This window comes from Streptomyces anandii JCM 4720, assembly GCF_014650655.1.
In the GTDB taxonomy this organism is placed as follows: Bacteria; Actinomycetota; Actinomycetes; order Streptomycetales; family Streptomycetaceae; genus Streptomyces; species Streptomyces anandii.
This window is the reverse complement of record NZ_BMVJ01000015.1, coordinates 57870-79876: the sequence shown is the minus strand read 5'-3', so window position 1 is coordinate 79876 and position 22007 is coordinate 57870. Positions and strand designations below refer to the sequence as shown.

General features: G+C 71.6%; 18 protein-coding genes, 1 pseudogene and 1 riboswitch. Of the genes and pseudogenes, 5 read left to right on the top strand and 14 right to left on the bottom strand.

Going from position 1 to position 22007, the window contains the following annotated elements; translation table 11 throughout:
• A partial coding sequence (locus tag IE249_RS24835) for an ABC transporter permease (RefSeq protein ID WP_229859214.1) occupies nucleotides 1-1905 on the top strand: 1905 nt, incomplete at its 5' end.
• Nucleotides 1906-1969: 64 nt separating this feature from the next.
• Here the strand turns inward: IE249_RS24835 and IE249_RS24830 are convergent.
• Together IE249_RS24830 and IE249_RS24825 are read right to left on the bottom strand one after the other, a co-directional pair.
• Nucleotides 1970-3283, bottom strand: coding sequence for a class I SAM-dependent methyltransferase (locus tag IE249_RS24830; protein WP_189708191.1), 1314 nt, complete (start codon nucleotides 3281-3283; stop codon nucleotides 1970-1972).
• Nucleotides 3284-3544: 261 nt separating this feature from the next.
• Nucleotides 3545-4927 (bottom strand): NAD(P)/FAD-dependent oxidoreductase, encoded by a 1383-nt coding sequence (locus tag IE249_RS24825; protein WP_189708066.1) that lies wholly within the window; start codon nucleotides 4925-4927, stop codon nucleotides 3545-3547.
• A 684-nt stretch (nucleotides 4928-5611) separates the two neighbouring features.
• Between IE249_RS24825 and IE249_RS24815 the strand changes: the two are divergent.
• Nucleotides 5612-5743 (top strand): annotated as a pseudogene (locus tag IE249_RS24815) (type II toxin-antitoxin system RelE family toxin); the annotation flags it as partial.
• 37 nt (nucleotides 5744-5780) lie between these two features.
• Here the strand turns inward: IE249_RS24815 and IE249_RS24810 are convergent.
• From IE249_RS24810 to IE249_RS24765, 10 genes are all read right to left on the bottom strand, one after another.
• Nucleotides 5781-6734 (bottom strand): Ppx/GppA phosphatase family protein, encoded by a 954-nt coding sequence (locus tag IE249_RS24810; RefSeq protein ID WP_189708064.1) that lies wholly within the window; start codon nucleotides 6732-6734, stop codon nucleotides 5781-5783.
• On the bottom strand, nucleotides 6731-7297 hold the full coding sequence (locus IE249_RS24805; protein WP_189708062.1) for a DUF501 domain-containing protein: 567 nt from the start codon (nucleotides 7295-7297) through the stop codon (nucleotides 6731-6733). The genes IE249_RS24810 and IE249_RS24805 overlap by 4 nt, the downstream gene beginning before the upstream one ends.
• A gap of 26 nt (nucleotides 7298-7323) precedes the next feature.
• Nucleotides 7324-7800, bottom strand: coding sequence for an FtsB family cell division protein (locus IE249_RS24800; protein ID WP_189708060.1), 477 nt, complete (start codon nucleotides 7798-7800; stop codon nucleotides 7324-7326).
• A gap of 128 nt (nucleotides 7801-7928) precedes the next feature.
• Complete coding sequence (eno, locus tag IE249_RS24795; protein ID WP_444544812.1) at nucleotides 7929-9209, bottom strand: phosphopyruvate hydratase; 1281 nt, start codon at nucleotides 9207-9209, stop codon at nucleotides 7929-7931.
• A gap of 236 nt (nucleotides 9210-9445) precedes the next feature.
• Nucleotides 9446-10132, bottom strand: a complete 687-nt coding sequence (locus IE249_RS24790; protein ID WP_189708056.1) for a LysM peptidoglycan-binding domain-containing protein — start codon at nucleotides 10130-10132, stop codon at nucleotides 9446-9448.
• Nucleotides 10133-10136: 4 nt separating this feature from the next.
• Nucleotides 10137-10303: riboswitch (cyclic di-AMP (ydaO/yuaA leader) on the bottom strand.
• 182 nt (nucleotides 10304-10485) lie between these two features.
• Nucleotides 10486-11577 (bottom strand): LysM peptidoglycan-binding domain-containing protein, encoded by a 1092-nt coding sequence (locus tag IE249_RS24785; protein WP_189708054.1) that lies wholly within the window; start codon nucleotides 11575-11577, stop codon nucleotides 10486-10488.
• Between the two features lie 196 nt (nucleotides 11578-11773).
• Nucleotides 11774-13063 (bottom strand): cytochrome P450 family protein, encoded by a 1290-nt coding sequence (locus tag IE249_RS24780; RefSeq protein WP_189708052.1) that lies wholly within the window; start codon nucleotides 13061-13063, stop codon nucleotides 11774-11776.
• Nucleotides 13064-13105: 42 nt separating this feature from the next.
• Nucleotides 13106-14095, bottom strand: coding sequence for a nucleoside triphosphate pyrophosphohydrolase (locus IE249_RS24775; RefSeq protein WP_189708050.1), 990 nt, complete (start codon nucleotides 14093-14095; stop codon nucleotides 13106-13108).
• A 63-nt stretch (nucleotides 14096-14158) separates the two neighbouring features.
• A complete protein-coding gene (locus IE249_RS24770; protein ID WP_189708048.1) occupies nucleotides 14159-14806 on the bottom strand; it encodes a SurA N-terminal domain-containing protein in 648 nt (215 codons plus the stop codon).
• Nucleotides 14807-15002: 196 nt separating this feature from the next.
• Nucleotides 15003-15830, bottom strand: coding sequence for a glycoside hydrolase domain-containing protein (locus IE249_RS24765; RefSeq protein ID WP_189708046.1), 828 nt, complete (start codon nucleotides 15828-15830; stop codon nucleotides 15003-15005).
• Nucleotides 15831-16050: 220 nt separating this feature from the next.
• On the opposite strand from IE249_RS24765, the gene IE249_RS24760 reads away from it, so the two are divergent.
• The 3 genes from IE249_RS24760 to IE249_RS24750 all read left to right on the top strand — a co-directional run bounded on the left by IE249_RS24760 (nucleotide 16051) and on the right by IE249_RS24750 (nucleotide 17788).
• Nucleotides 16051-16764, top strand: coding sequence for a hypothetical protein (locus tag IE249_RS24760; RefSeq protein ID WP_189708044.1), 714 nt, complete (start codon nucleotides 16051-16053; stop codon nucleotides 16762-16764).
• A 104-nt stretch (nucleotides 16765-16868) separates the two neighbouring features.
• Nucleotides 16869-17246 carry a hypothetical protein gene (locus IE249_RS24755; RefSeq protein WP_189708042.1) on the top strand — a complete coding sequence of 126 codons (378 nt, stop codon included), beginning with the start codon at nucleotides 16869-16871 and terminating at the stop codon, nucleotides 17244-17246.
• Nucleotides 17247-17344: 98 nt separating this feature from the next.
• Nucleotides 17345-17788 carry a hypothetical protein gene (locus tag IE249_RS24750; protein WP_189708040.1) on the top strand — a complete coding sequence of 148 codons (444 nt, stop codon included), beginning with the start codon at nucleotides 17345-17347 and terminating at the stop codon, nucleotides 17786-17788.
• 2 nt (nucleotides 17789-17790) lie between these two features.
• Here the strand turns inward: IE249_RS24750 and IE249_RS24745 are convergent, their stop codons facing one another.
• Nucleotides 17791-18555, bottom strand: coding sequence for an HNH endonuclease family protein (locus IE249_RS24745; RefSeq protein ID WP_189708037.1), 765 nt, complete (start codon nucleotides 18553-18555; stop codon nucleotides 17791-17793).
• Between the two features lie 131 nt (nucleotides 18556-18686).
• The coding region (gene mfd / locus IE249_RS24740; RefSeq protein WP_229859212.1) for a transcription-repair coupling factor at nucleotides 18687-22007 on the bottom strand (3321 nt) is incomplete at its 5' end.

Below are 22007 nucleotides of genomic sequence, written 5' to 3'. Positions count from 1 at the left end.
GGCACGTACGACGAGATCGACGTGCGGGCGAAGGCGGGCACCAGCCAGGCGGCGCTGAAGGCGCAGCTGGACCGGGCGCTGCCCGCGGGGAAGACGGAGACGACCACCGGGCGGAAGCTCGCCGACGACCAGGCGCGGATGATCTCCGCCTCGATGAGCGGCCTGCGGCAGGGGCTGCTGGTCTTCGCGGGCATCGCGCTCTTCGTGGGCACGTTCATCATCGCGAACACCTTCACCATGCTGGTCGCCCAGCGCACCCGGGAGCTGGCGCTGCTGCGCGCGGTCGGCGCCTCCCGGCGGCAGGTCACGCGGTCCGTGCTGATCGAGGCGTTCGTGGTGGGCGTGGTCGCCGCGGTGACCGGCCTGGTCGCGGGCATCGGCATCGGCGCCGGACTGAGGTCCCTCATGGGGTCGCTGGGCGCGACCGTGCCCGACGGGCCGCTGGTCATCACGCCCGGCACGGTCGCCGCCGCCCTGGCGGTCGGTGTCCTCGTGACCATGCTGGCCGCGTGGCTGCCCGGCCGCCGGGCCGCCAAGATCCCGCCGGTCGCGGCGATGAGCAGCGTGCACGCCAAGGCGACCACCAAGTCGCTGGTGCTGCGCAACACGTTCGGCGCGCTGTTCTCGGCGGCCGGTGTCGCCGTGGTCCTGGCGGCCACCACGATGAACGGCTCCGACGGGCAGGCCCCGATGGGTCTGGGCGCGGTCCTGCTCATCATCGGCGTGTTCATCCTGACCCCGCTCCTGTCCCGCCCGCTGATCGCGGCCGCGGCCCCGCTGCTGCGCGCCTTCGGGGTCTCAGGCCGGCTGGCCCGCCAGAACTCGGTGCGCAATCCGCGCCGTACGGCGGCCACGGCCTCCGCTCTGATGATCGGCCTGACGCTGATCACCGGCATGACGGTGATGGCGGGCAGCCTGCAGCACTCGATCGACAAGATGGCCTCGGCCGCGATCCGCGCGGACTACGTGGTGTCGATGGCGAACGGCAACTCCCTCTCCCCGGAGGTCGGCAGGAAGCTCGCCGCCACCGAGGGCGTCACCGCCACCAGCCCGCTGCGCAACGCGCCCTCCCGGATCGGCGGCGAGACCGAGTACCTCACCGGCGTCGACGGCTCGGCGATCGCGAAGCTCACCGACCTGAAGGTCGACGACGGGGCCTTCACGGTCGGCGGCACCCGGGTCGTCGTGGACGACAAGACCGCCAAGTCGCACGGCTGGAAGGCCGGTTCGGCCTTCACCGTCTCCTACGAGGACCACCGCAAGCAGCGCCTGACCGTCGCCGGGGTCTACGAGGGCAACGAGATGATCCGCGGGATCATGCTCGACAACGCCACCCTCACCCCCCACGTCAAGGACCCGGCCGACATGCAGGTCATGGTCAAGACGGCCGGCGGCGCCTCGAGCGCGGCCAAGGACCGGCTGACCGAGGCCCTCGGCTCCAACCCGGCCATCAAGGTGCAGGACAAGAAGGACATCTCCAACAGCATCGCGCAGATGTTCACGCTGATGCTGAACATGCTCTACGGTCTGCTCGCCATGGCGGTGATCGTCGCGGTCCTCGGCGTCATCAACACGCTGGCGATGTCGGTGTTCGAGCGCTCCCAGGAGATCGGCATGCTCCGCGCGATCGGCCTGGACCGCCGGGGCATCAAGCGGATGGTGCGCCTGGAGTCCCTGGTGATCTCCCTGTTCGGCGGGGTGCTCGGGATCGGGCTCGGGGTGTTCTTCGGCTGGGCGGCCGGTGAGCTGCTCGGCACCAGGATGGCGACGTACGAACTGGTGCTGCCCTGGGCGCGGATGGCGGTGTTCCTGCTGCTGGCGGCCACGGTCGGCGTGCTCGCGGCGCTGTGGCCGGCCCGGCGCGCGGCCCGGCTGAACATGCTCCAGGCCATCAAGTCCGAGTAGCCGGGAGCGACTTCGGGCCCCGTTCCGCCGCGAGCATCCGCGGCGGAACGGGGCCCGTTCGTCGTTACTGCTGTACGGCCGGCGCTCCCCATGTGCGGGCGCGCAGCGGCATCCCGGAGTCGCCGGACTCCGGGGACCGCACCGCCAGCACCTGGTTGACGCCGATGCGGTTGCGCTCGAAGGCGAGCGCGGAGGCCGCCATGTAGAGCTTCCAGACGCGGGCCCGGCCGGGGCTGGTGAGCCGCACCGCGCGCGCCCAGTCAGCCTCCAGGTTGGCGACCCAGCGGCGCAGGGTCAGGGCGTAGTGCTCGCGCAGGGACTCCACGTCGCGCACCTCGAAGCCCGCCCGCTCGAGCTGGGTGACGGTGGTGCCGATGGGGGCGAGTTCGCCGTCGGGGAAGACATAGGCGTCGATGAACTCGTCCACGTGGTACGACGACTCGTCGCCCTGCGGGCGGCGGCCGATCTGGTGGTTGAGCAGCCGCCCGCCGGGCTTGAGCAGGGCGTACAGGGCCCGTGTGTACTCCAGGTAGCGGGCGGCGCCGACGTGTTCGGCCATGCCGATGGAGGAGATGGCGTCGTACGGCCCGTCGGTCACGTCCCGGTAGTCCTGGACGCGGATCTCCACTTTGTCGGTGAGGCCCTGGTCGGCGACGCGCTTGCGGGCGTAGGCGGCCTGCTCCTGGGAGAGGGTGACGCCGACGACGCTCACGCCGTGCTCGCGGGCCGCGTGGATGGCCATGGAGCCCCAGCCGCAGCCGACGTCGAGCAGGCGCTGACCGGGCTTCAGGTCCAGCTTGCGGCAGACGAGTTCGAGCTTGTCGTGCTGGGCCTGTTCGAGGGTGGCGGCGGGTTCGGGGGCCGGCCAGTAGGCGCAGGAGTACACCATGGACGGGCCGAGGACGAGTTCGTAGAAGTCGTTGCCGACGTCGTAGTGGTGGCTGATGGCACGCTTGTCGCTGCGCCGGGTGTGCAGGTGGCCGGGGCGGCGGACCTCCTCGGGGGGCGGGGCGGGCGGCAGCGGGGGGCCGGCCAGCTTCACCAGGCCGCGGACGGCGGCGCGGACCTCAGGGTCGCGCAGCGCCGCGGCGAGGCCGCGGGCGTCCTCGCCGCGCTCCCAGATGAGGCCGGAGAGCAGTCCGAGGACGCGGTACAGGTCGCCCTCGATGGTCACGTCGCCGGCCACCCAGGCGCGGGCGAGGCCGAGTTCGCCCGGCTTGAACAGCAGTCGCCGCAGCGCGCGACGGTTGTGCACGACGAGCGTCGGCGCCCCGGGCGGGCCGGCCTCGGAGCCGTCCCAGGCACGCAGGCGCACCGGGATCGGTGTTCCCATCAACTGTTCGAGCAGTCTCGTGAGCCGCAGCGCGGCGTCGGGCATGGTGCACACCTCCGTGACGACGAACGCCGGAATGTCATCCACCACGTAAACACCAACGGGCCCACCGCGCAGTCCCGCAATGGGGTTACGACTGGGCAAAACACTTGTAGAGACCACGTATTCCGGGCCCGCGGGGCCGCGCGCGTGGACCCGGACACGCCGAAGGGGCCGCCCGCACCACGGATGGCGGGCGGCCCCTTCGGGACGCTCCCTCATGCTCCCCGCGTGACGGTCCCCCGCGGGACGGTCACCGACGGGGCGTCAGGAGGCCTTGGCCTTCTGACCGGTCGAGCTCGCGGCGGCGACCGGCGCGGGCTTGGCGGCCTCGTAGAACTCCTCGCGGGGGTTCTCCATGGCGCCCAGGGACACGACCTCGCGCTTGAGGAACATGGCCAGGGTCCAGTCGGCGAAGACGCGGATCTTCCGGTTCCAGGTGGGCATCGCCAGGCCGTGGTAGCCGCGGTGCATGTACCAGGCCAGCCGGCCGCGCAGCTTGATCTTCATCTTGCCCATGACGATCATCGCGACGCCCTTGTGCAGGCCGAGGCCCGCGACCGCGCCCTTGTTGGCGTGGCTGTACTCCTTCTGCGGGAAGCCCCGCATGCCGGAGACCACGTTGTCGCCGAGGGCCTTGGCCTGGCGCAGCGCGTGCTGGGCGTTCGGCGGGCACCAGGCGTTCTCGTTGCCCGCCTTGCGGCCGACGAGGTCGGGCACCTGGGCGTTGTCGCCGGCGGCCCAGATGTAGTCGGTGCCCTTGACCTGGAGGGTGGGCTCGCAGTCGACGTGGCCGCGCGGTCCGAGCGGCAGGCCGAAGCGGGCGAGGGCCGGGTTCGGCTTGACGCCGGCGGTCCAGACGATGGTGTTGGAGTCGACCTCGAGGCCGTTCTTCAGCACCACGTGGCCGTCGACGCAGGAGTCCATCGAGGTGGAGAGGTAGACCTCGACACCGCGGCCCTCGAGGTGCTCCTTGCCGTACTGGCCGAGCTTCGGGCCGACCTCGGGGAGGATCTTGTCGGCGGCGTCGACGAGGATGAAGCGCATGTCCTCGCGGGACACGTTGTTGTAGTACTTGGCCGCGTCCCGGGCCATGTCCTCGACCTCACCGATGGTCTCGGCGCCGGCGAAGCCGCCGCCGACGAACACGAAGGTGAGCGCCTTGCGGCGGATCTCCTCGTCGGTGGTGGAGTCGGCCTTGTCGAGCTGCTCAAGGACGTGGTTGCGCAGGCCGATGGACTCCTCGATGCCCTTCATGCCGATGCCCTGCTCGGCGAGGCCGGGGATCGGGAAGGTGCGGGAGACCGCGCCCATCGCGATGACCAGGTAGTCGAACGGCAGCTCGTACGCCTCGCCGACGAGCGGCGCGATCGTGGCGACCTTGCGGTCCTGGTCGATGGTGGTGACCCGGCCGGTGAGGACCTCCGCCTTGGGAAGCACGCGCCGCAGCGGGACGACGACGTGACGCGGGGAGATGCTGCCGGCGGCGGCTTCGGGGAGGAAGGGCTGGTAGGTCATGTACGACCGGGGGTCGACGACCGTGACGGTCGCCTCGCCGTAGCGCATCTTCTTGAGGATGCGCCGAGCTGCGTACAGGCCTACGTACCCACCGCCTACTACGAGGATCCTGGGACGCTCCGTGGTGCTCATGGGATCGAGTATCCACCTGCCTCAGGGGGGTCGCTCGTGCGCCCCTTCACAAGCTCGGACAGACCCTGTGTTAGACTCCGCGGCCCCCATGACCGGGGTCATGATGGTCCATGGGCGTCGTTGTCCGGTTGCGACCGTTGTCAAGGGCGCGTGAGCTGCCACTTGGCACCTCGGCGGCCCTCCGGGGGGACCTCATCCGGCACCCGGACGGGAAGCGGAAGGCACTCTCGCGAGCACCCGTCAAGGGCCCTTGAGTCCCCGGACGGGGCAACGAGGGTCCTTGAATCCCCCGGCTCGGCCGAAATCCTTGTGAAGAACTTCACGAAGTTTTCCGGCGGGGTGTCGTCGCAGGCCACCGGGAGGGCCCGGAACCTCGCTCACACGTTACCCAAACCGCTCAAGCGAGGCTACCGATCAGTAGCGTCGAGGCCGCGAAGAGACGGGGCTCACGCCCCCGCCGTGACGCGCGGCCCGGGCGCGCCCGGGGCGACGGGCCACGCTCCTGGACCGCCTACAGGGCGCCTGCGGCCCCGGCCCGCGTCTCGTCGGCCTCACCGGCCTCACGGTGGGTGTGGAGCGCCGTGAGGCGGGTCGGGCACGGCTGCGCAGGCACGTGGTCACCGAGGAGGTGCGTGAGACCGTCCCGGTGCCGGGACGTCCGGTGGCCGCCGCACCGCGGGCACCGTCACCGGCCCGTCGGGGCTCCACCGGCTCCGGGTTGGAAGCTACCGGGTCGCCTACCAGATCAACGACGGTGAACTCGTCATCCCCGTCGTCAAGGTGGGCGACCGGCGGGACCTCTACCGCAACCTGTAGGCGTCGGGCCGAAGCCGGGCGATGCCGTCCGGGTGGCCTACGACGGTGACTCGGCCGCGTAATAGGCGATCCCGTCGAGGATGTCGTGCTCGCTGACGACGACCTCCCGGGCGCCGATCCGCTCCATGACCGCCAGCAGCACCAGGGCGCCCGCACCGATCACGTCGACCCGGCCCGGGTGCAGGGACGGGATGGCGGACCGCTCGGCGTGTGTGGCGTGGAGCAGCGCCTCCGTGATCTCGCGGACGCGGTCGCGCGAGACGCGGGAGTGGTGGATGACCGCCGAGTCGTACTCGGGCAGTTCCTGCGCGATCGCCGACACGGTGGTCACCGAACCGGCCAGGCCCACCAGGGTGTGCGCCTCGCGCAGCGGGACCGTCTCCTCGGCGAGGTCGAGCGCGGCCTCGATGTCGGCCCGTATGGCGGCGATCTGCCCCTCGGTGGGCGGGTCGCTCACCACCCCGTCACGCACCAGGTGACGCTCCGTCATACGGACGCAGCCCACGTCCACCGAGCGCGCGGCGCGCACATGGTCGTCGCCCACCACGAACTCCGTGGAGCCGCCGCCGATGTCCACCACGAGGAACGGCCGGGTCAGGTCGTCACGCCCCGTCAGCTCCCGCGTCGCGCCCATGAAGGAGAACTCCGCCTCCTGGTCGCCCGTGATGACCTCGGGCTCGACGCCCAGGATCTCCACCACCCCGCGCACGAACTCGTCCCGGTTCTCGGCGTCCCGGGAAGCGGAGGTGGCCATGAAGCGCAGCCGCTCGGCGCCGTGCTCCTTGATGACCTCGGCGTACTCGCGGCAGGCCGCGAAGGTGCGGGCCAGCGCCTCGGGGGCGAGCCGGCCGGTGCGGTCGACGTCCTGGCCGAGCCGCACGATGGTCATGCGCCGGTCCAGATCGACCAGTTCGCCCGTTTCGGGGTTCGCGTCCGCGACGAGCAGACGGATGGAGTTCGTACCGCAGTCGACGGCGGCGACCCGGGTCACCGGCCCCCCTCCTCGTCCTTGTGGCCGTTCTCGTCCTTCTCGCACTCGTCCGGCACCGTCACGCACGGGCCCTTGCGCCACCACTCGGGCAGCAGGGCGATCGCCTCGTCGCCCAGCGGGTTCACACCGGGTCCCGCGGCCAGCGAGTGGGCGACCAGCACGTGCAGGCACTTGACCCGGTCGGGCATGCCGCCCGCGCTCGGGAAGCCGGTCAGCTCCTCGATCTCGTCCCGGCGCCGGATGTAGTCCTCGTGCGCGGCGCGGTATGCCGCGGCGAGCTCGGGGTCGGTGGCCAGCCGCTCCGTCATCTCCTTCATCACGCCCTCGGCCTCCAGGGTGCCGATGGCCGACGCGGCGCGCGGGCAGGTCAGGTAGTACAGCGTCGGGAAGGGCGTGCCGTCGGGCAGCCGCGGGGCCGTCTCGACGACGTCCGGCTGCCCGCAGGGGCACCGGTGCGCGATCGCGCGCAGTCCGCGCGGCGGCCGCCCGAGCTGCTGCTTGAATGCCTCGACGTCCGCGTCGGTGGGTTCGGTGCGCGGGGTGGGCGGCGGAGGGGTTTGCATGCCTGTACGAAGATCTCTCTGTCGGTTCACCGGTGGGCGGCGTCGGACTTGTCCACGCCGTACCAGACGTTCGTGTACCAAGGGCGGCGGGCCGTCCCCTGCTCGGCGCGGGACTGCTTGGCGGCGCCGGGGTCGACCACGGTGTAGCCGGTCTCCCCGGGCAGCACGTAGTGCAGCCGCTGACGGATCTGCTGCTCGGCGTAGGAGTCGTCCTGCCAGCGGGCCTTGAGGTCGCGCAGCTGCTCGACCCGCTCCTGCGCCTGCCGCTTCTGCCGCTGCAGGTCGGCGACCTCGGCGCGCTGGGAGACGTACTGCCGCATCGGGTAGGCCAGGGCGACCACCATCGAGCACAACACGAGCGCGAGGAGCGCCGCGCGGCCGGTGAGACGGGAGCGGCGGGCCTGCCGCCGGGTCTGGGAGCGGTAGACCCGGGCCGCGGTCTGCTCCCCGAGCAGCCTCAGCCTGGTCGCGGTGGAGAACCGGTCCCGGTCCTTCACGGCCATTGTCCCGCCTCCCGTTCGTGCGCCTTCCGGTCGCACGCATACGCGCGTACGCCCCCGGACACGGTACGGGACCGGTACGGGGACGTACGTACGACTGGCTAAGGCTTGACCCTCAACGGCTCAGCGGTTCAGCCCTTGAAGCGGGGGAAGGCCGAGCGGCCGGCGTAGACCGCGGCGTCGTCGAGGATCTCCTCGATGCGCAGCAGCTGGTTGTACTTGGCCACGCGCTCGGAGCGGGCCGGGGCGCCGGTCTTGATCTGGCCGCAGTTGGTGGCGACGGCCAGGTCGGCGATGGTGACGTCCTCGGTCTCGCCGGAGCGGTGGGACATCATGCACTTGAAGCCGTTGCGCTGGGCGAGCTCGACGGCGTCGAGGGTCTCGGTGAGCGAACCGATCTGGTTCACCTTCACCAGCAGGGCGTTGGCGGTGCCCTCCTCGATGCCGCGGGCCAGGCGCTCGGGGTTGGTGACGAACAGGTCGTCGCCGACGAGCTGGACCTTGTCGCCGAGCTTGTCGGTGATGACCTTCCAGCCGGCCCAGTCGTCCTCGAACAGCGGGTCCTCGATGGAGACGAGCGGGTACGCCGCGACGAGCTCCTCGTAGTACTCCGTCATCTCGGCGGCGGAGCGCTCCTTGCCCTCGAAGAGGTACTTGCCGTCCTTGTAGAACTCGGAGGCGGCGACGTCGAGCGCGAGGGCGATCTGCTCGCCGGGCGCGTACCCGGCCTCCTTGACCGCCTCGAGGATGAGGTCGAGGGCCTCGCGGTTGGAGCCGAGGTTCGGGGCGAAGCCGCCCTCGTCACCGAGGCCGGTGGCCAGGCCCTTGCTCTTCAGGACCTTCTTCAGGGTGTGGTAGACCTCGGCGCCCCAGCGCAGGGCCTCGGAGAAGGACTCCGCGCCGATCGGGGCGATCATGAACTCCTGGATGTCCACGTTGGAGTCGGCGTGCGAGCCGCCGTTCAGGATGTTCATCATCGGCACCGGCAGCAGGTGCGCGTTGGGCCCGCCCAGGTAGCGGAAGAGGGGGAGGTCGCTGGCCTCGGAGGCGGCGTGGGCGACGGCGAGCGAGACGCCGAGGATGGCGTTGGCGCCCAGCGAGCCCTTGTTGTCGGTCGCGTCCAGGTCGAACATGGCCTGGTCGATCAGGCGCTGCTCGGTGGCGTCGTAGCCGACCAGCTCCGGGCCGATCTGCTCGATGACGGCGAGGACGGCCTTCTCGACGCCCTTGCCCTGGTAGCGGCCCGGGTCACCGTCGCGGAGCTCGATGGCCTCGAAGGCGCCCGTGGAGGCGCCGGACGGGACGGCGGCACGGCCGGTGCTGCCGTCGTCGAGGCCGACCTCGACCTCGACCGTGGGGTTGCCTCGGGAGTCCAGGATTTCCCGGGCTACGACGACGTCGATGGACGGCACGAGCATCTCCTTCTGGGATGTGACGCTTGAGGTGCGCGGCTGGAGTGCCTTGCGACTAGAGCCTAACCGCCGCGGGCCGCCGGCCGACCGACCGACCGTCCCGTGGACAGGGTGACGGTACACATTGTTCCCTCACGGAACAAAGGGGGAGGTGGCGGGGCCGCTTCGGGAACGCAAAAGCCCCGTCCCGGTGCGTACGGGGGAACACGCACCGGGACGGGGAGCTGGGCGGGCCGTTACTTCAGGTGCAGCTGCTGGCCCGGGTAGATGAGGTTGGCGTCCTCGACGATGTCCTTGTTCAGCTGGAACAGCTTCTCCCAGCCGCCCTTGACGTGGTGCGCGGCGGCGATGGAGCTGAGGGTGTCGCCGGTGACGACCTTGTACTCGCCGTCGCCCTTCTTGACCTTCTTGCCGGTCGGGGTGGTGACGGTCTTCTTCGGGGCCGGACGCGTCGCGGAGCGGTTGGCGGCCTGCTGCTCGGTGGAGCGGGTCGTGGTGGTGCTCTTCGTGGAGCCGCCGCTCGACGAGGAGGGGGCGCTGCCGGTGTAGGCGGCGCCGGACAGGCCCTTGCCGCAGACCGGCCAGGCGCCCTTGCCCTGGCCCGCGAGGACCTTCTCGGCCACGGCTATCTGCTGGGACTTGGAGGCGAGGTCGGCGCGCGAGGCGTAGGCCGTGCCGCCGTACGCGGCCCAGGTGGAGTTGGTGAACTGCAGGCCGCCGTAGAAGCCGTTGCCGGTGTTGATGGACCAGTTGCCGCCGGACTCGCACTGGGCGACCGCGTCCCACTCGGAGGCGGTGGCGGCGGAGGCGTTGCCGGCCGCCATCAGCGGGGCGGCGACGGCGGCGCCGGTGACACCGGCGAGCGCGATGGCGCGGGTGGCCTTGGACGGACGGCGGTGCTTGCCCTTGCTGGAGAACAGCATGGATGGATCCCCTCACCGACGCCTGCGAGGTGAGCTGTCGGGTTCGGGCCGGTTGAGTTGCCCGGCCGTGCCCCTTCGTGAGGCACGGCTTCACCCCCAGCCGCTCCGGCGAACTGCCCGGCGCGGCACTTACCTTGGGTCCCCCGCTCCTGCCCACGGCGCTTGACGCGACGACTGTTCCCGTACGGCCGCTGGCAGGATTCGGCGTTGCGACCGCCGGGGCTCGCGGTGGCGAGCGGTCACGACCGTAGACACGCGATCCGTCGAATTTCAAAGACGATCAGGGCTTCTGAGACTCATCCCACACTTTCACCGAAAGGGACATTCGGCGCGAAGTGTGACGTGAACTCCCGCTACTTCTGGGCGTTTTCGACCGGGACATCCAGGCTTTGACCGGCCACGATGTGGTTCGGGTCGGCGCCGATGGCCTTTTCGTTGGCGGCGTAGAGCGCGCGCCATCCGCCGCTGACGGAAAGGGAGTCGGCGATGGACGCGAGGGAGTCACCGGAGCGGACGGTGTACGTGGTGTCGGCGAGGGTGCGGACGTCCTCGCCGCCGCGCGAGGCGTGACGGCCGGAGGAGGCGGCCGCGTCGTCGGCGTCCGGGTCCTCGGCGGCACTGCCGCCGCGGTGCCGGCCGCCGCCGAGGGCACCGGTGTCCACGAGGGCCGAAGAACCGGCACTCTGGCCGTAGTTGCCCGACTCGCCCGGTTCCGTGCTCACGGAGGGCGAGGCGGCGGGCGTACCGGAGTCACCGGCGCCGGAAGCCGTGCCGGACTTGGCCGGTTGGTCCGTCTTGCCGGAAGTGGGGGCCGGAGTCGAGGACTTCGAGGGAGACTCGGTGGACGATCCGGGCTTCGCGGATGAACCGGACGAGCCGGACGCGTCGGAGGGCTTGGCCGAGGGGTCGGACGAACCGGATGAACCGGATGAACCGGTCGAGCCGTCGGAACCCTGGGAGGAGTCGGACAGACCGTGGTCGCTCGCCCCGGAGCTTCCGGACGAGCCGGAGGAGCCGGACGAACCGGAAGACGGGTCGGCCACGCCGGTGTCGACGTTCGCCGCACCGGAGTCCTTGGTGAGCCCGGAGAGCAGACCGCAGGTCGGCCAGGCGCCGGGACCGCGGTCGGCGAGTATCTTCTCGGCCACGGCTATCTGCTGGGACCGGCTGGCCTGGTCGGCGCTGGCCGCGAAGGAGAGGCCGCCGTACTTCTCCCAGTCGTCCTGGGTCAACTGCAGCCCGCCGTAGAAGCCGTTGCCGCTGTCGGCACTCCAGGAGCCGCCGGTCTCGCACTCCGCCACCTTGTCCCACGTGGTGCCGTCGGCCGCGCTCGCGGCACTGGCGCCCAGCAGCGGGATGGCGATGGCGGAGCCGGTCACGCCGGCGGCGACGAGGAGGGCCGGAGCCTGACGGGGGCGACGGTGACGACCGTTCCCGGAGAGCATGCGGAGACCTTTCGTGCGACAGCGGTGACCCACGCGGCCGGAGGTACTCCGCGCCACGCTGATGCGTGAAGGTATCGGCTGTCGATCACTTGTCACAAGTTAATGCCGCGCAGATCACGTGAAGATCACATAGTTGAACGTGTGTCATGTTTGCGCTCGTCAGACGCGGTGTCGTGAAACCGCTTCCGGAACCCGCTCAGCCGGGGGCGAACCGGACCGGCAGCGTCCGCAGCCCGCGCATGATGAGGCCGCCGCGCCACCGCAGCTCGTCCGGATCGGCGTCGAGCCGGAGGTCCGGCAGGCGGGTGAGGAGGGTGGCGAGCGCGGTCTGGCCCTCCAGACGGGCGAGCGGGGCGCCGAGACAGTAGTGGATGCCGTGCCCGTACCCCAGGTGCTGGTTGTCGGCGCGGGCGAGGTCGAGGGTGTCCGGTCCGGGGAACCGCGCCGGGTCCCGGTCGGCGGCGGCGAGGACGACCAGGACCGGGTCGCCGGGAGAGATGTCCCGGCCGCCGATGGTGAGCGGCTCCGTGGCGAACCGCCAGGTGGCCAGCTCCACCGGCCCGTCGTAGCGCAGCAGTTCCTCCACGCCCGTCTCCAGCAGGCCGCGTTCCCCGGCCGCCAGGGAGGACTGCAGCCGCTCGCGCTGGCCGGGGTGGGTGAGCAGGGCGTAGGCGCCGTTGCCGATGAGATTGACCGTGGTCTCGAATCCCGCGAACAGGAGGATGAAGGCCATGGCCGCGGCCTCGTTCTCGGTGAGGTGCTCGCCGTGGTCGGAGGCGCGGATCAGGCCCGAGATGAGGTCCTCGCCGGGCGCGGGCTCGTCGGGCAGGGCCGCGCGCTTGCGGTGGAGGAGGTCGGCGAGGTAGCCGCGCATCTTCTTCACCGACCGGGCGACGCCGCCGCGCGGGCCCTTGCCGTGCCGGATCATCATGCCCGCCCAGTCCCGGAAGTCGTCCTGGTCCTCGCGCGGGACGCCGAGCAGGTCGCAGATGGCGTGAATGGGCAGCGGGAAGGCGAACTCGTGGATCAGGTCGGCGGTGCCGCGCCCGGCGAAGCCGTCGATGAGCCCGTCGGTCAGCTCCTGCACGCGTGGTGCGAACTCGGCGACCCGGCGGGGCGTGAACGCCTTGCTCACCAGCCGTCGCAGTCGGGTGTGGTCGGGCGGGTCGATGTTGAGCAGATGGGTCATCAGCTCCGCCTTGCGCTCGCCCGGGATGCCCGTCCTGCCCTTCGCGTGCGCGGGCTCGTCGTGGTGCGCGGGGTTCTTGCTGAGCCGCTGGTCGGCGAGGGCCTGCCGGGCGTCGGCGTAGCGCGTGACCAGCCAGGCCTCCACGCCGCTGGGCAGGCGGGTGCGGTGCACCGGGGCGTGCTCGCGCAGCCAGGCGTAGGCCGGGTAGGGGTCGCTCGCGAACTCCCAGGTGAACAGCTCGGGCGGCGTACCGCGGTCGGAAGTCGGGGCGGGGATGGACGCAGGCTGGTCGTGCATGTGACCGACCCTAGAACCTCTCCATCGCACGACGCCGGTTCGTCAGGCCCGTTCCGTGGTTCTGATCGCGTCCCGGTAGGTGCGGGCCGCCGCTCTCAGGGCCGCCTCCGGGTCGACGCCCCGGGCCTCGGCACGGGCGGCCAGGGCCAGCAGTTCGTAGCCGATGCCCTCCCCCTCGGGGAAGGGGACGTCCAGGCCCGCCGTGCGCACGCGGGAGGCCAGCTTCGCGGCGAGGGCGAGTCCGGGCTGGCCGAGGGGGACGCCGTCGGTCACGGAGGCGCGGCGCTTCTCCTCGGCCTTGGTGCGCAGCCAGTGCTCCTTGACCTCCTCGGGGGTGGTGGCGGTCTCGTCGCCGAACACGTGCGGGTGGCGGTGGATCAGCTTGGCGACGATGCCGCCGGCGACGTCGTCCACGGAGAAGGGCTCCTCGGGGTCCTCCTCGGCGATCCGGGCGTGGAAGACGACCTGGAGCAGCACGTCTCCCAGTTCCTCGCGCAGCTCGTCCCGGTCGCCGTCCTCGATCGACTCCACCAGTTCGTACGCCTCCTCGATGGCGTACTTCGCCAGGCCCTCGTGGGTCTGCCGGGACGACCACGGGCACTCGGCGCGGATGCGGTCCATGACCTGGACGAGGTCGAGCAGCCGGGCGCCCGGCAGGTCGTAGGAGGCGGGCAGCAGCTCCAGCTCGGGCATCGCCACGCGGCCGGAGCCGGCGAGGCGGGCGAGGCCGTCGGTCAGGGCGGGCTCGCCCTCGCCGGTGGCCACGACCACCACCGTGCGCCCGCCGGCGCAGGCGTCCAGGACTTCCTCCGCGCTCGGCGCCGCCTCCTCGACGGCTATGCCCGCCTCGCGCAGATACGGCAGCTGCGGATGGGCCCCGTCCGCGCACAGCACCAGGTCGGCCGAGTGCAGCGCCTGCCAGGCCGGCCACGACAGCAGTCCGGGGGCCACCCGGTGGCTGGTGGTGAGCAGGACGACACGGCCGGGGACGGGGACCTCGGGGCGGGAGGCGTGGGCGCTGGTGGTGTTCACGCTCCGAACGTAACGCACGGCGGCGACAGCGCCCGGGTTGTCCACAGGCGGGGATCCGCCCTCTTACGCCTGCTGCTGTGCCGCCGCCGTCGAGACGTCCCGCAGCCACGGCGTCCTGGCCTCCACTCGGCTGCTCTTCTGCACGTCCCAGCTGCCGTAGCGCGGGTTGAGGTCGATCCTCAGCTCGCCTGATGCCGTGGACAGGGCCTTCCAGAAGGCGGGCCGGCTGGTGTCGGTGCCGAGTTTCGCCGCGAGTTTCTGGGCCTCGAGCTGGAGGCGCAGGTTGTCGTCGAGGCGCCGCGGCGGCACTCCGTACTGCTGGAGCCAGGCGGTCTCCAGCGCCTTCGCGCCGCCCGCCTGCCGCTCCAGGCCCGACCGCATCTCCTGCACCTCGCGCCGGCTGACGCCGACGCCCGCGTCCCGCGCGGCGCGGTCGAGGACCCGGTCGAGGACCATCTGGTGCAGGGTGTCCCGGGTGAGCGTGCCGGTCTTGGCGACGACCTGCTCGTACTGCGCGGTGTCGGGGATCGCGGCCCGCTGCGCCTGGCGCACCTCGCCCACCCTGCTCTGCAGTTCGGCGACGGTGATCCGCTGTCCGCCGACCACGGCGGCCGCGCCCGGGTGTGCCTCGCTTCCGCAGGCGGCCAGGAGCGGGGCCGTCGCGGCGATCGCGGCGGACAGGACGAGCGCGGTGCGACGGCGGCGGTGCAAGGAGACCTCCCGGGAGAGTTTGCAACGACAGGTGCGGCGCGCAGCGCCTCCACCAGGGGTGGTGGTCGGGCGACGGGCGGGCGCACAAGGTCTTGCGATGATCGATGGTAGGCAGCGGCCGGGCTCCGGCCAACCCATTGGACCAACGATTCACCAGGAGTTCGGGCACCGCCGCGCCCGCCCGCGGGCCCCGGGCTCAGCCCGTGATCGCGACCGGGCCGTCCCAGGCGTCCCGGTCGACGGTGATGGTGTAGCCGTTGCGGGTCTCCTTGCTGTTGACCATGTACTGGTGACCGCGGCTGTGGTTGGTGTACTGGCCCGATCCCCAGGGCCAGTCGGTGGTGGTCGTGTAATTCTTGTCCCACAGGGCGTACCAGAGGTTGCCGGGCAGGTCCGTCCTGTCGGTGGCGGTGGCGATGGCCTTGGCGCTGGAGCTGGTGAAGCCGTAGAAGCCGGCCCGGTAGGTCTTGGCGTGCAGCTGCTTGTCGAAGGCGCGGACGTAGGTCAGTACGGCGTCGTTGCACGACTTGTCGGTGATGTCGTACGGCTCCATGTCGAGGTAGACCGGGCTGCCGGCCTTCATGCCGAGCGCGGAGGCCTTGGCGACCGCGTCGCTCGCGTCGCTGGTGCCGAGGGAGGCGGCGGTGGAGGCGGTGAGCTTCTCGGGGTTGGAGCCGCTCTGGCAGGGCGGCTGGGCGCCGACGTAGATGGGGATGAGCCTGTAGCCGAGGGAGCTGACGGACTTCACCCAGGAGGCGGTGAGGTTGGGCTGGGCGCAGCCGCGGTTCTTGCCGCCGACGTAGACGGCGGCGGCGCCGTAGAAGCCGGTGTGCCAGGCCTTCATGGCGTTCAGCGAGGGTGCGGCGCAGGTGTCGAAGGCGTGGCCGGTGAAGGTCTTCTGGGCGGGCCAGGTGGTGGCCGCCATGGAGGTCTGCGCGGCGATCCCGGCGCCCGCGAGCACCGCGGCGCCGGCCACGGTCCAGGTCAGGTACCTGCGCTTCTTCGACTGCCGGTGCTCGGCCATCCCCACCCCTGTACTCGGGTGCGCCAGGAGGCGGCGCACGGAGATCGCACGGTACCGGCGGACGGCCAAGGAGCGCCCATCGCAAACCCTTGCCGTGTGCAATATGAGCCCAAGCGGCGGCAAATTCCGTCAATACTTGCTCCCTGCACGCACTGTGCGCCCGCTGTGTGCCGTATGGTCCGCTGGCCGCCCCCCTCAGTGGCCCAGTCCAAGGAATCACATGCACCTCCCGTCCCGTGCCGCCCGTGCTCTCGTGCTGGCGGCGCTTCCCCTGGCCCTCGCGGCCTGCGGCTCCTCCGGTTCCTCCGGGCAGTCCGGTGACACCAAGTCCTCGGCCGCCCCGGCGAAGGACCCGAACGCCGGTCTGCTCACGGGCGCCCAGTTGAAGAAGGCGCTCGCGCCGGCCTCGTTCTTCGGCACGGGCTTCGCGGTCGACCCCAGCGGGGCCCGGGACTCCGGCGACACCTACACGCCCCCGTCGACGGCGCCGGCGGCCGAGCCGGACTGCTCGAAGCTGGACGGGACGAGCTGGATCGCGATCACCGGCGTCACCGGGGTGTCCTTCGCGCAGAACGACTACGTGAACAAGAACACCTCCGAGGACATCGCCCAGGAGATCGACGCCTACCGGGGCACGACGGCGGCCGGCGTCCTCAAGGCGGTCGAGGCGACGGCCAAGGCCTGTCCCTCCTTCACGGACTCCCAGACCCACTCCAAGGTGAAGGTCGCCGGCCGTGCCGTGTCCGGACTGGGCGACGGCGCCTACACGCTGACCCTCACCGACCCGGCCTGGGAGAACGGCACCACGCTGATCGCGGCCCGGTCCGGCACCGACGTCGTCAGCGTGCTGTCGACGGACGGCCACGACAACGGCGCGGCGACGGCGCGGAAGCTGGCCGAACGGCTCCTCGGGGCGCTGCGCAAAGCGTCCTGAACCCCCGCACGCGAACACGCCCCTCACCGCGCGGCGCGCGGTGGCTTAATCTTTCCCCCTGCTACGACTCCGCCGGTGCGGCGGGGCGAGTGTGGGGGGTGGAGATGGAAAAGCGGCTGGAGGCCGGCTGGTTCCAGCGGATCGCCTGGTCGGTCCTGGTCTGGTTCTCGCTGGGCCTGCTGGTGTGGGTGCCGTTCCTGTACGTGGCGATCCGCCGCGGCCGGGGGTCGGACTGGGGCGCGTTCGCGGCGTTCATGGTGTACGAGGTGGCGACCGTGACGGGACTGTCCGTCCTGCCGGACGACGGCGACTCCAGTGCCGTCCTCGGCATCGTCATCATCCTGTGCCTGCTGACGGCGTCGGCGATGCTGCTGTTCGCCATGTTCGACCGGCGGCTGCCGAGGCCGGCCGTTCCCTACGGGGCGGCTCCGATGGCGCCGGCACCGCAACAGGGCCCGTACGGCTACCCGTACGGACGCTGACCGCGCGTCCTGGAACGTCCCGCCGTCGCGCCGGCCCGGGCCGCTCGGTCACTCCTCCCGCTTCACCCGCTCCACCGCTTCGAAGGAGTCCCGAGTCCATGTCCCTCAACGCCCGGCGCGCCCGCCAACTGCTCGACGCCACAGCTCCCTTGCTGGTCCAGGGGGAGGAGATACGGCTGACCAGCCTGGCCGGTGTCGGCTCGGTCTCCGTGCGCAGGCGCGCCGTCACCGCCGCGGTGGTCGGCGCGCTCAGCGCGGGCACGGTGATCGCCACGGTCACGCCCCGCCCGATGTACGTCGTCCTGACCGACCGCCGCGTGCTGTTCCTCGACGGCAACCGCGGCGGCAAGCCGGGCGCCCTCGTCCTGGACCTGCCGCTGCGGTACGTGACGGCGGCCGGCTCGAAAAAGGCCTTCCTGGGCCTCCAGTACGTCACCCACCTGACAGTCCCCGGCCAGGAAAAGGCCCTGAAGATCACCTTCCCGGTCCAGCACCGCACGGACGGCCCCCACTTCGCGGCCGCCTTCCCCGCCACCGCCTGACGTCAGCCCCCGCACTGCCGCAGCATCGTCTGCTTGTCGGCGGGGGTCACGGGGAGGGCGTACTTGAGGGAGACCTGGGCGAAGCGGAGGGCGTAGGAGCAGCGGATCTGCTTGTTCGGGGGGAGCCAGGTGGCCGGGCCCGAGTCGCTCTTGGCGCCGTTGGCGGGGCCGTCCACGGGGATCAGGTTGAGCGGGTCGTTGGCTATGTCCTCGCGCTTGCCCTTGGCCCAGCGCGAGGCGCCCATCTGCCAGTCGTAGGAGAGCGGCATGACGTGGTCTATCTGCACCTTCGCGGCGTGGGACTTGGACCACTCGATGGTCTTGCCGGTGTACGGGTCGTGCAGCGTCATGGAGGTGACGACGCAGTTGGAGCCGGACCGGAAGCGGACGTCCTCGCCGTCGCGCTTGAGGAGGTCGTTGCGCGAGTCGCAGCCGTTGTGGGCGAACGGGATGTTCCCCGGGGCGGAGTCCATCCAGGCGTAGCCGAACTCGTCGCGCGCGTAACCCGTCTTCGGCCCGCGTCCCTTGGTCGCCACCTTCCCGATCACGGACCGCGCCTTCGCCTTGTCAGCGGCGGAGGTGATCGGCGCCAGCCCGGGCCTGGTGCCGTCGGGATTGTCGAGCGGGCTCACGGCCCGGGCGTTGCCGGCCGTCGGGACGGCGGAACCCGAGGGTCCGCCGTCCGCGGGCATCGCGCCGCCCTTGCACCCCGCCACCGTGAACGCCAGCACTACGGCTACGGCCGCCCCGCCCCTCAGACGCCTCACGTGTGTTTCTCCCCTGCTCGCCGGGCCCGCCCCTGACGCGGGCATGTCTTGCTGGTGCCCACGGTAGCGGGGAAGATGTCCGGCTCAGGCGGCGCGTGGGGGGCACGCGCGCCGCGGCGTCTGCGCGGTGACTACGACCCCAGGACCGACGCCAGGAACTCCCCCACCCAGCCGAGCAGTCCGCGGCCGACCAGCGGCTTGCCGCCGACCTTCGCGGTCTTGGGGCGCGGGACGAGGACCTGGTGCACGGCCGGCTTGACGACCGAGCCCGGGTACAGCCGCTTGAGGCGCAGCTCCTGCGACTCGCGCAACTCCACCGGAGCGAAGCGGATGTTGGCGCCCTGCAGCACGATCTCGCCGACCCCGCAGGCCCGCGCGAGCATGCGCAGCCCGGCCACCAGCAGCAGGTTCTCCACCGGCTCGGGCAACTTGCCGTAGCGGTCGGTCAGTTCCTCGCGTACGGCCTTGATGTCGTCCTCGGAGTTGGCCGAGGCGATCGACCGGTAGGCCTGCAGCCGCAGCCGCTCGCCGGGCGCGTAGTCGTGCGGGACGTGCGCGTCGACCGGCAGCTCGATCTTGACCTCGAGCGGCGGCTCCTCCTCGATCTCCCCGGTCTCCAGCTGCCGCCGGTAGTCGGCGACGGCCTCGCCGACCATGCGCACGTACAGGTCGAAGCCGACGCCCGCGATGTGCCCGGACTGCTCGCCGCCGAGCAGGTTGCCCGCGCCGCGGATCTCCAGGTCCTTCATCGCCACGTACATGCCCGCGCCCATCTCGGTGTGCTGGGCGATGGTCGCCAGGCGCTCGTGGGCCGTCTCGGTGAGCGGCTTCTCCGGCGGGTAGAGGAAGTAGGCGTAACCGCGCTCGCGGCCACGGCCCACGCGGCCGCGCAGCTGGTGCAGCTGGGACAGGCCGAAGTTGTCGCCGCGCTCCACGATCAGGGTGTTGGCGTTGGAGATGTCGATGCCCGACTCCACGATCGTCGTGGAGACCAGCACGTCGGACTTCTTCTCCCAGAAGTCCACGACCACCTGCTCCAGCGCCTGCTCGGACATCTGCCCGTGGGCGGTGGCGATCCGCGCCTCGGGGACGATCTCGCGCAGCCGCGCGGCGGCCCGGTCGATGGACTCCACCCGGTTGTGGATGTAGAAGACCTGGCCCTCGCGCAGCAGTTCGCGCCGGATCGCCGCGCCGATCTGCTTCTCCTCGTAGGGGCCGACGAAGGTCAGCACCGGGTGCCGCTCCTCCGGCGGCGTGGTGATCGTGGACATCTCGCGGATGCCCGTCACCGCCATCTCCAGGGTGCGCGGGATCGGCGTCGCGGACATGGTGAGCACGTCCACGTTGGCGCGCAGCTTCTTCAGCTGCTCCTTGTGCTCGACGCCGAAGCGCTGCTCCTCGTCGACGACGACCAGGCCGAGGTCCTTGAACTTGGTCTCGGAGGAGAACAGGCGGTGGGTGCCGATGACCACGTCCACCGAGCCGTCGCGCAGACCCTCCAGGACCGCCTTGGCCTCGGTGTCGGTCTGGAAGCGGGAGAGCGCCCTGACGTTCACCGGGAACTGCGCGTACCGCTCGGAGAACGTGCCGAAGTGCTGCTGCACCAGCAGCGTCGTCGGGACCAGCACCGCGACCTGCTTGCCGTCCTGGACGGCCTTGAAGGCGGCGCGGACCGCGATCTCCGTCTTGCCGTAGCCGACGTCGCCGCAGATCAGGCGGTCCATCGGGATCGACTTCTCCATGTCCTCCTTGACCTCGGCGATCGTGGTCAGCTGGTCGGGGGTCTCGGCGTAGGGGAAGGCGTCCTCCAGCTCGCGCTGCCAGGGCGTGTCGGCGCCGAAGGCGTGCCCGGGGGCCGCCATGCGCGCCGAGTACAGCCTGATCAGGTCGGCGGCGATCTCCTTGACCGCCTTCTTCGCGCGCGCCTTGGTCTTCGTCCAGTCCGCCCCGCCGAGCCGGTGCAGGGTCGGCGCCTCGCCGCCGACGTACTTGGTGATCTGCTCGAGCTGGTCGGTGGGGATGTAGAGGCGGTCGCCGGGCTGGCCGCGCTTGGCCGGGGCGTACTCCACCACCAGGTACTCGCGGGTCGCGCCCTGCACGGTGCGCTGCACCATCTCGATGTAGCGGCCCACGCCGTGCTGCTCGTGGACGATGTAGTCGCCGGCCTCCAGGGTCAGCGGGTCGATGGTCTTGCGGCGGCGGGCCGGCATCCGCGCGCCGTCCCGGGTGGCCGTGCGCTGGCCTGACAGGTCGGTCTCGGTGAGCACGGCCAGCTTCAGGGCGGGGTCGACGAAGCCGTGGTCGATGCAGCCGCACGCCACGTGCACCACGGACGGCGAGAGCGCCCCGAGGTCGGCGTCCAGACGGGCCGCGATGCCCTCCCCGCCGAGCACCTCCACCGTGCGGGCGGCCGGGCCGTGGCCCTCGGTGACGAACACCGCGCGCCAGCCCTCGGCGAGCCAGCCCTTGGTGTCCGCGAGGGCCTTCGCGGTGTCGCCCCGGTAGGTCTCGGGCGCGTGCATGCCCAGCTTGAGGGTGTCGCCGTCCCCCTCGTACGCCGTCTCGTCGGCGGCGAAGGGCGAGACGGACCACCACATCATGTCCAGCTCGCGCGCCCGGTCCCGGACGTCCGCGATGGACCACAGGGAGGCCGCGCCCACGTCGATGGGCGCCTCGCCACCGCCGGCGGTGGCCGCCCAGGAGGCCTGGAGGAACTCCTGGGAGGTCGCCACCAGGTCGGCCGCGCGGGTGCGCACCCGCTCCGGGTCGCACACCACGGCCATCGCGCCCTTGGGCAGCACGTCGAGCAGCAGCTCCATGTCGTCCACCAGGACCGGCGCGAGGGACTCCATGCCCTCGACGGCGATGCCCTCGGCGATCTTGCCGAGCAGTTCGCCGAGCTCGGGGTGGCGCTCGGCCAGGGCGCGGGCACGCGCGCGCACGTCCTCGGTGAGCAGCAGCTCGCGGCAGGGCGGGGCCCACAGGCCGTGCTCGGCGACCTCCAGGGAGCGCTGGTCGGCGACCTTGAAGTAGCGGATCTCCTCGACGTCGTCGCCCCAGAACTCGATGCGCAGGGGGTGTTCCTCGGTGGGCGGGAAGACGTCCAGGATGCCGCCGCGCACGGCGAACTCGCCGCGCTTCTCCACCAGCTCCACCCGCGAGTACGCGGCGGCGGCGAGGGCCTCGACGACGTCCCCCAGGTCGGCGCTCCGCCCGGTCCGCAGCGCCACGGGCTCCAGGTCGCCCAGGCCCTTGACCTGCGGCTGGAGCACCGAGCGCACGGGCGCGACGACGACGGAGACCGGACCGGTCCCGGGGTCGTCGGGGCGGGGGTGGGCGAGTCTGCGCAGCACGGCGAGGCGGCGGCCCACGGTGTCGCTGCGGGGGCTGAGCCGCTCGTGCGGCAGTGTCTCCCAGGAGGGGTACTCCACGACGCCCTCGGGCGGCAGCAG

What these genes read in the sequence shown, in the direction of transcription:
- IE249_RS24830 (WP_189708191.1), bottom strand. Translation starts at nt 3,283, where the DNA reads ATGCCCGACGCCGCGCTGCGGCTCACGAGACTGCTCGAACAGTTGATG.
- IE249_RS24825 (WP_189708066.1), bottom strand. Translation starts at nt 4,927, where the DNA reads ATGAGCACCACGGAGCGTCCCAGGATCCTCGTAGTAGGCGGTGGGTAC.
- IE249_RS24805 (WP_189708062.1), bottom strand. Translation starts at nt 7,297, where the DNA reads ATGCAAACCCCTCCGCCGCCCACCCCGCGCACCGAACCCACCGACGCG.
- IE249_RS24800 (WP_189708060.1), bottom strand. Translation starts at nt 7,800, where the DNA reads ATGGCCGTGAAGGACCGGGACCGGTTCTCCACCGCGACCAGGCTGAGG.
- IE249_RS24790 (WP_189708056.1), bottom strand. Translation starts at nt 10,132, where the DNA reads ATGCTGTTCTCCAGCAAGGGCAAGCACCGCCGTCCGTCCAAGGCCACC.
- IE249_RS24785 (WP_189708054.1), bottom strand. Translation starts at nt 11,577, where the DNA reads ATGCTCTCCGGGAACGGTCGTCACCGTCGCCCCCGTCAGGCTCCGGCC.
- IE249_RS24780 (WP_189708052.1), bottom strand. Translation starts at nt 13,063, where the DNA reads ATGCACGACCAGCCTGCGTCCATCCCCGCCCCGACTTCCGACCGCGGT.
- IE249_RS24765 (WP_189708046.1), bottom strand. Translation starts at nt 15,830, where the DNA reads ATGGCCGAGCACCGGCAGTCGAAGAAGCGCAGGTACCTGACCTGGACC.
- IE249_RS24760 (WP_189708044.1), top strand. Translation starts at nt 16,051, where the DNA reads ATGCACCTCCCGTCCCGTGCCGCCCGTGCTCTCGTGCTGGCGGCGCTT.
- IE249_RS24755 (WP_189708042.1), top strand. Translation starts at nt 16,869, where the DNA reads ATGGAAAAGCGGCTGGAGGCCGGCTGGTTCCAGCGGATCGCCTGGTCG.
- IE249_RS24750 (WP_189708040.1), top strand. Translation starts at nt 17,345, where the DNA reads ATGTCCCTCAACGCCCGGCGCGCCCGCCAACTGCTCGACGCCACAGCT.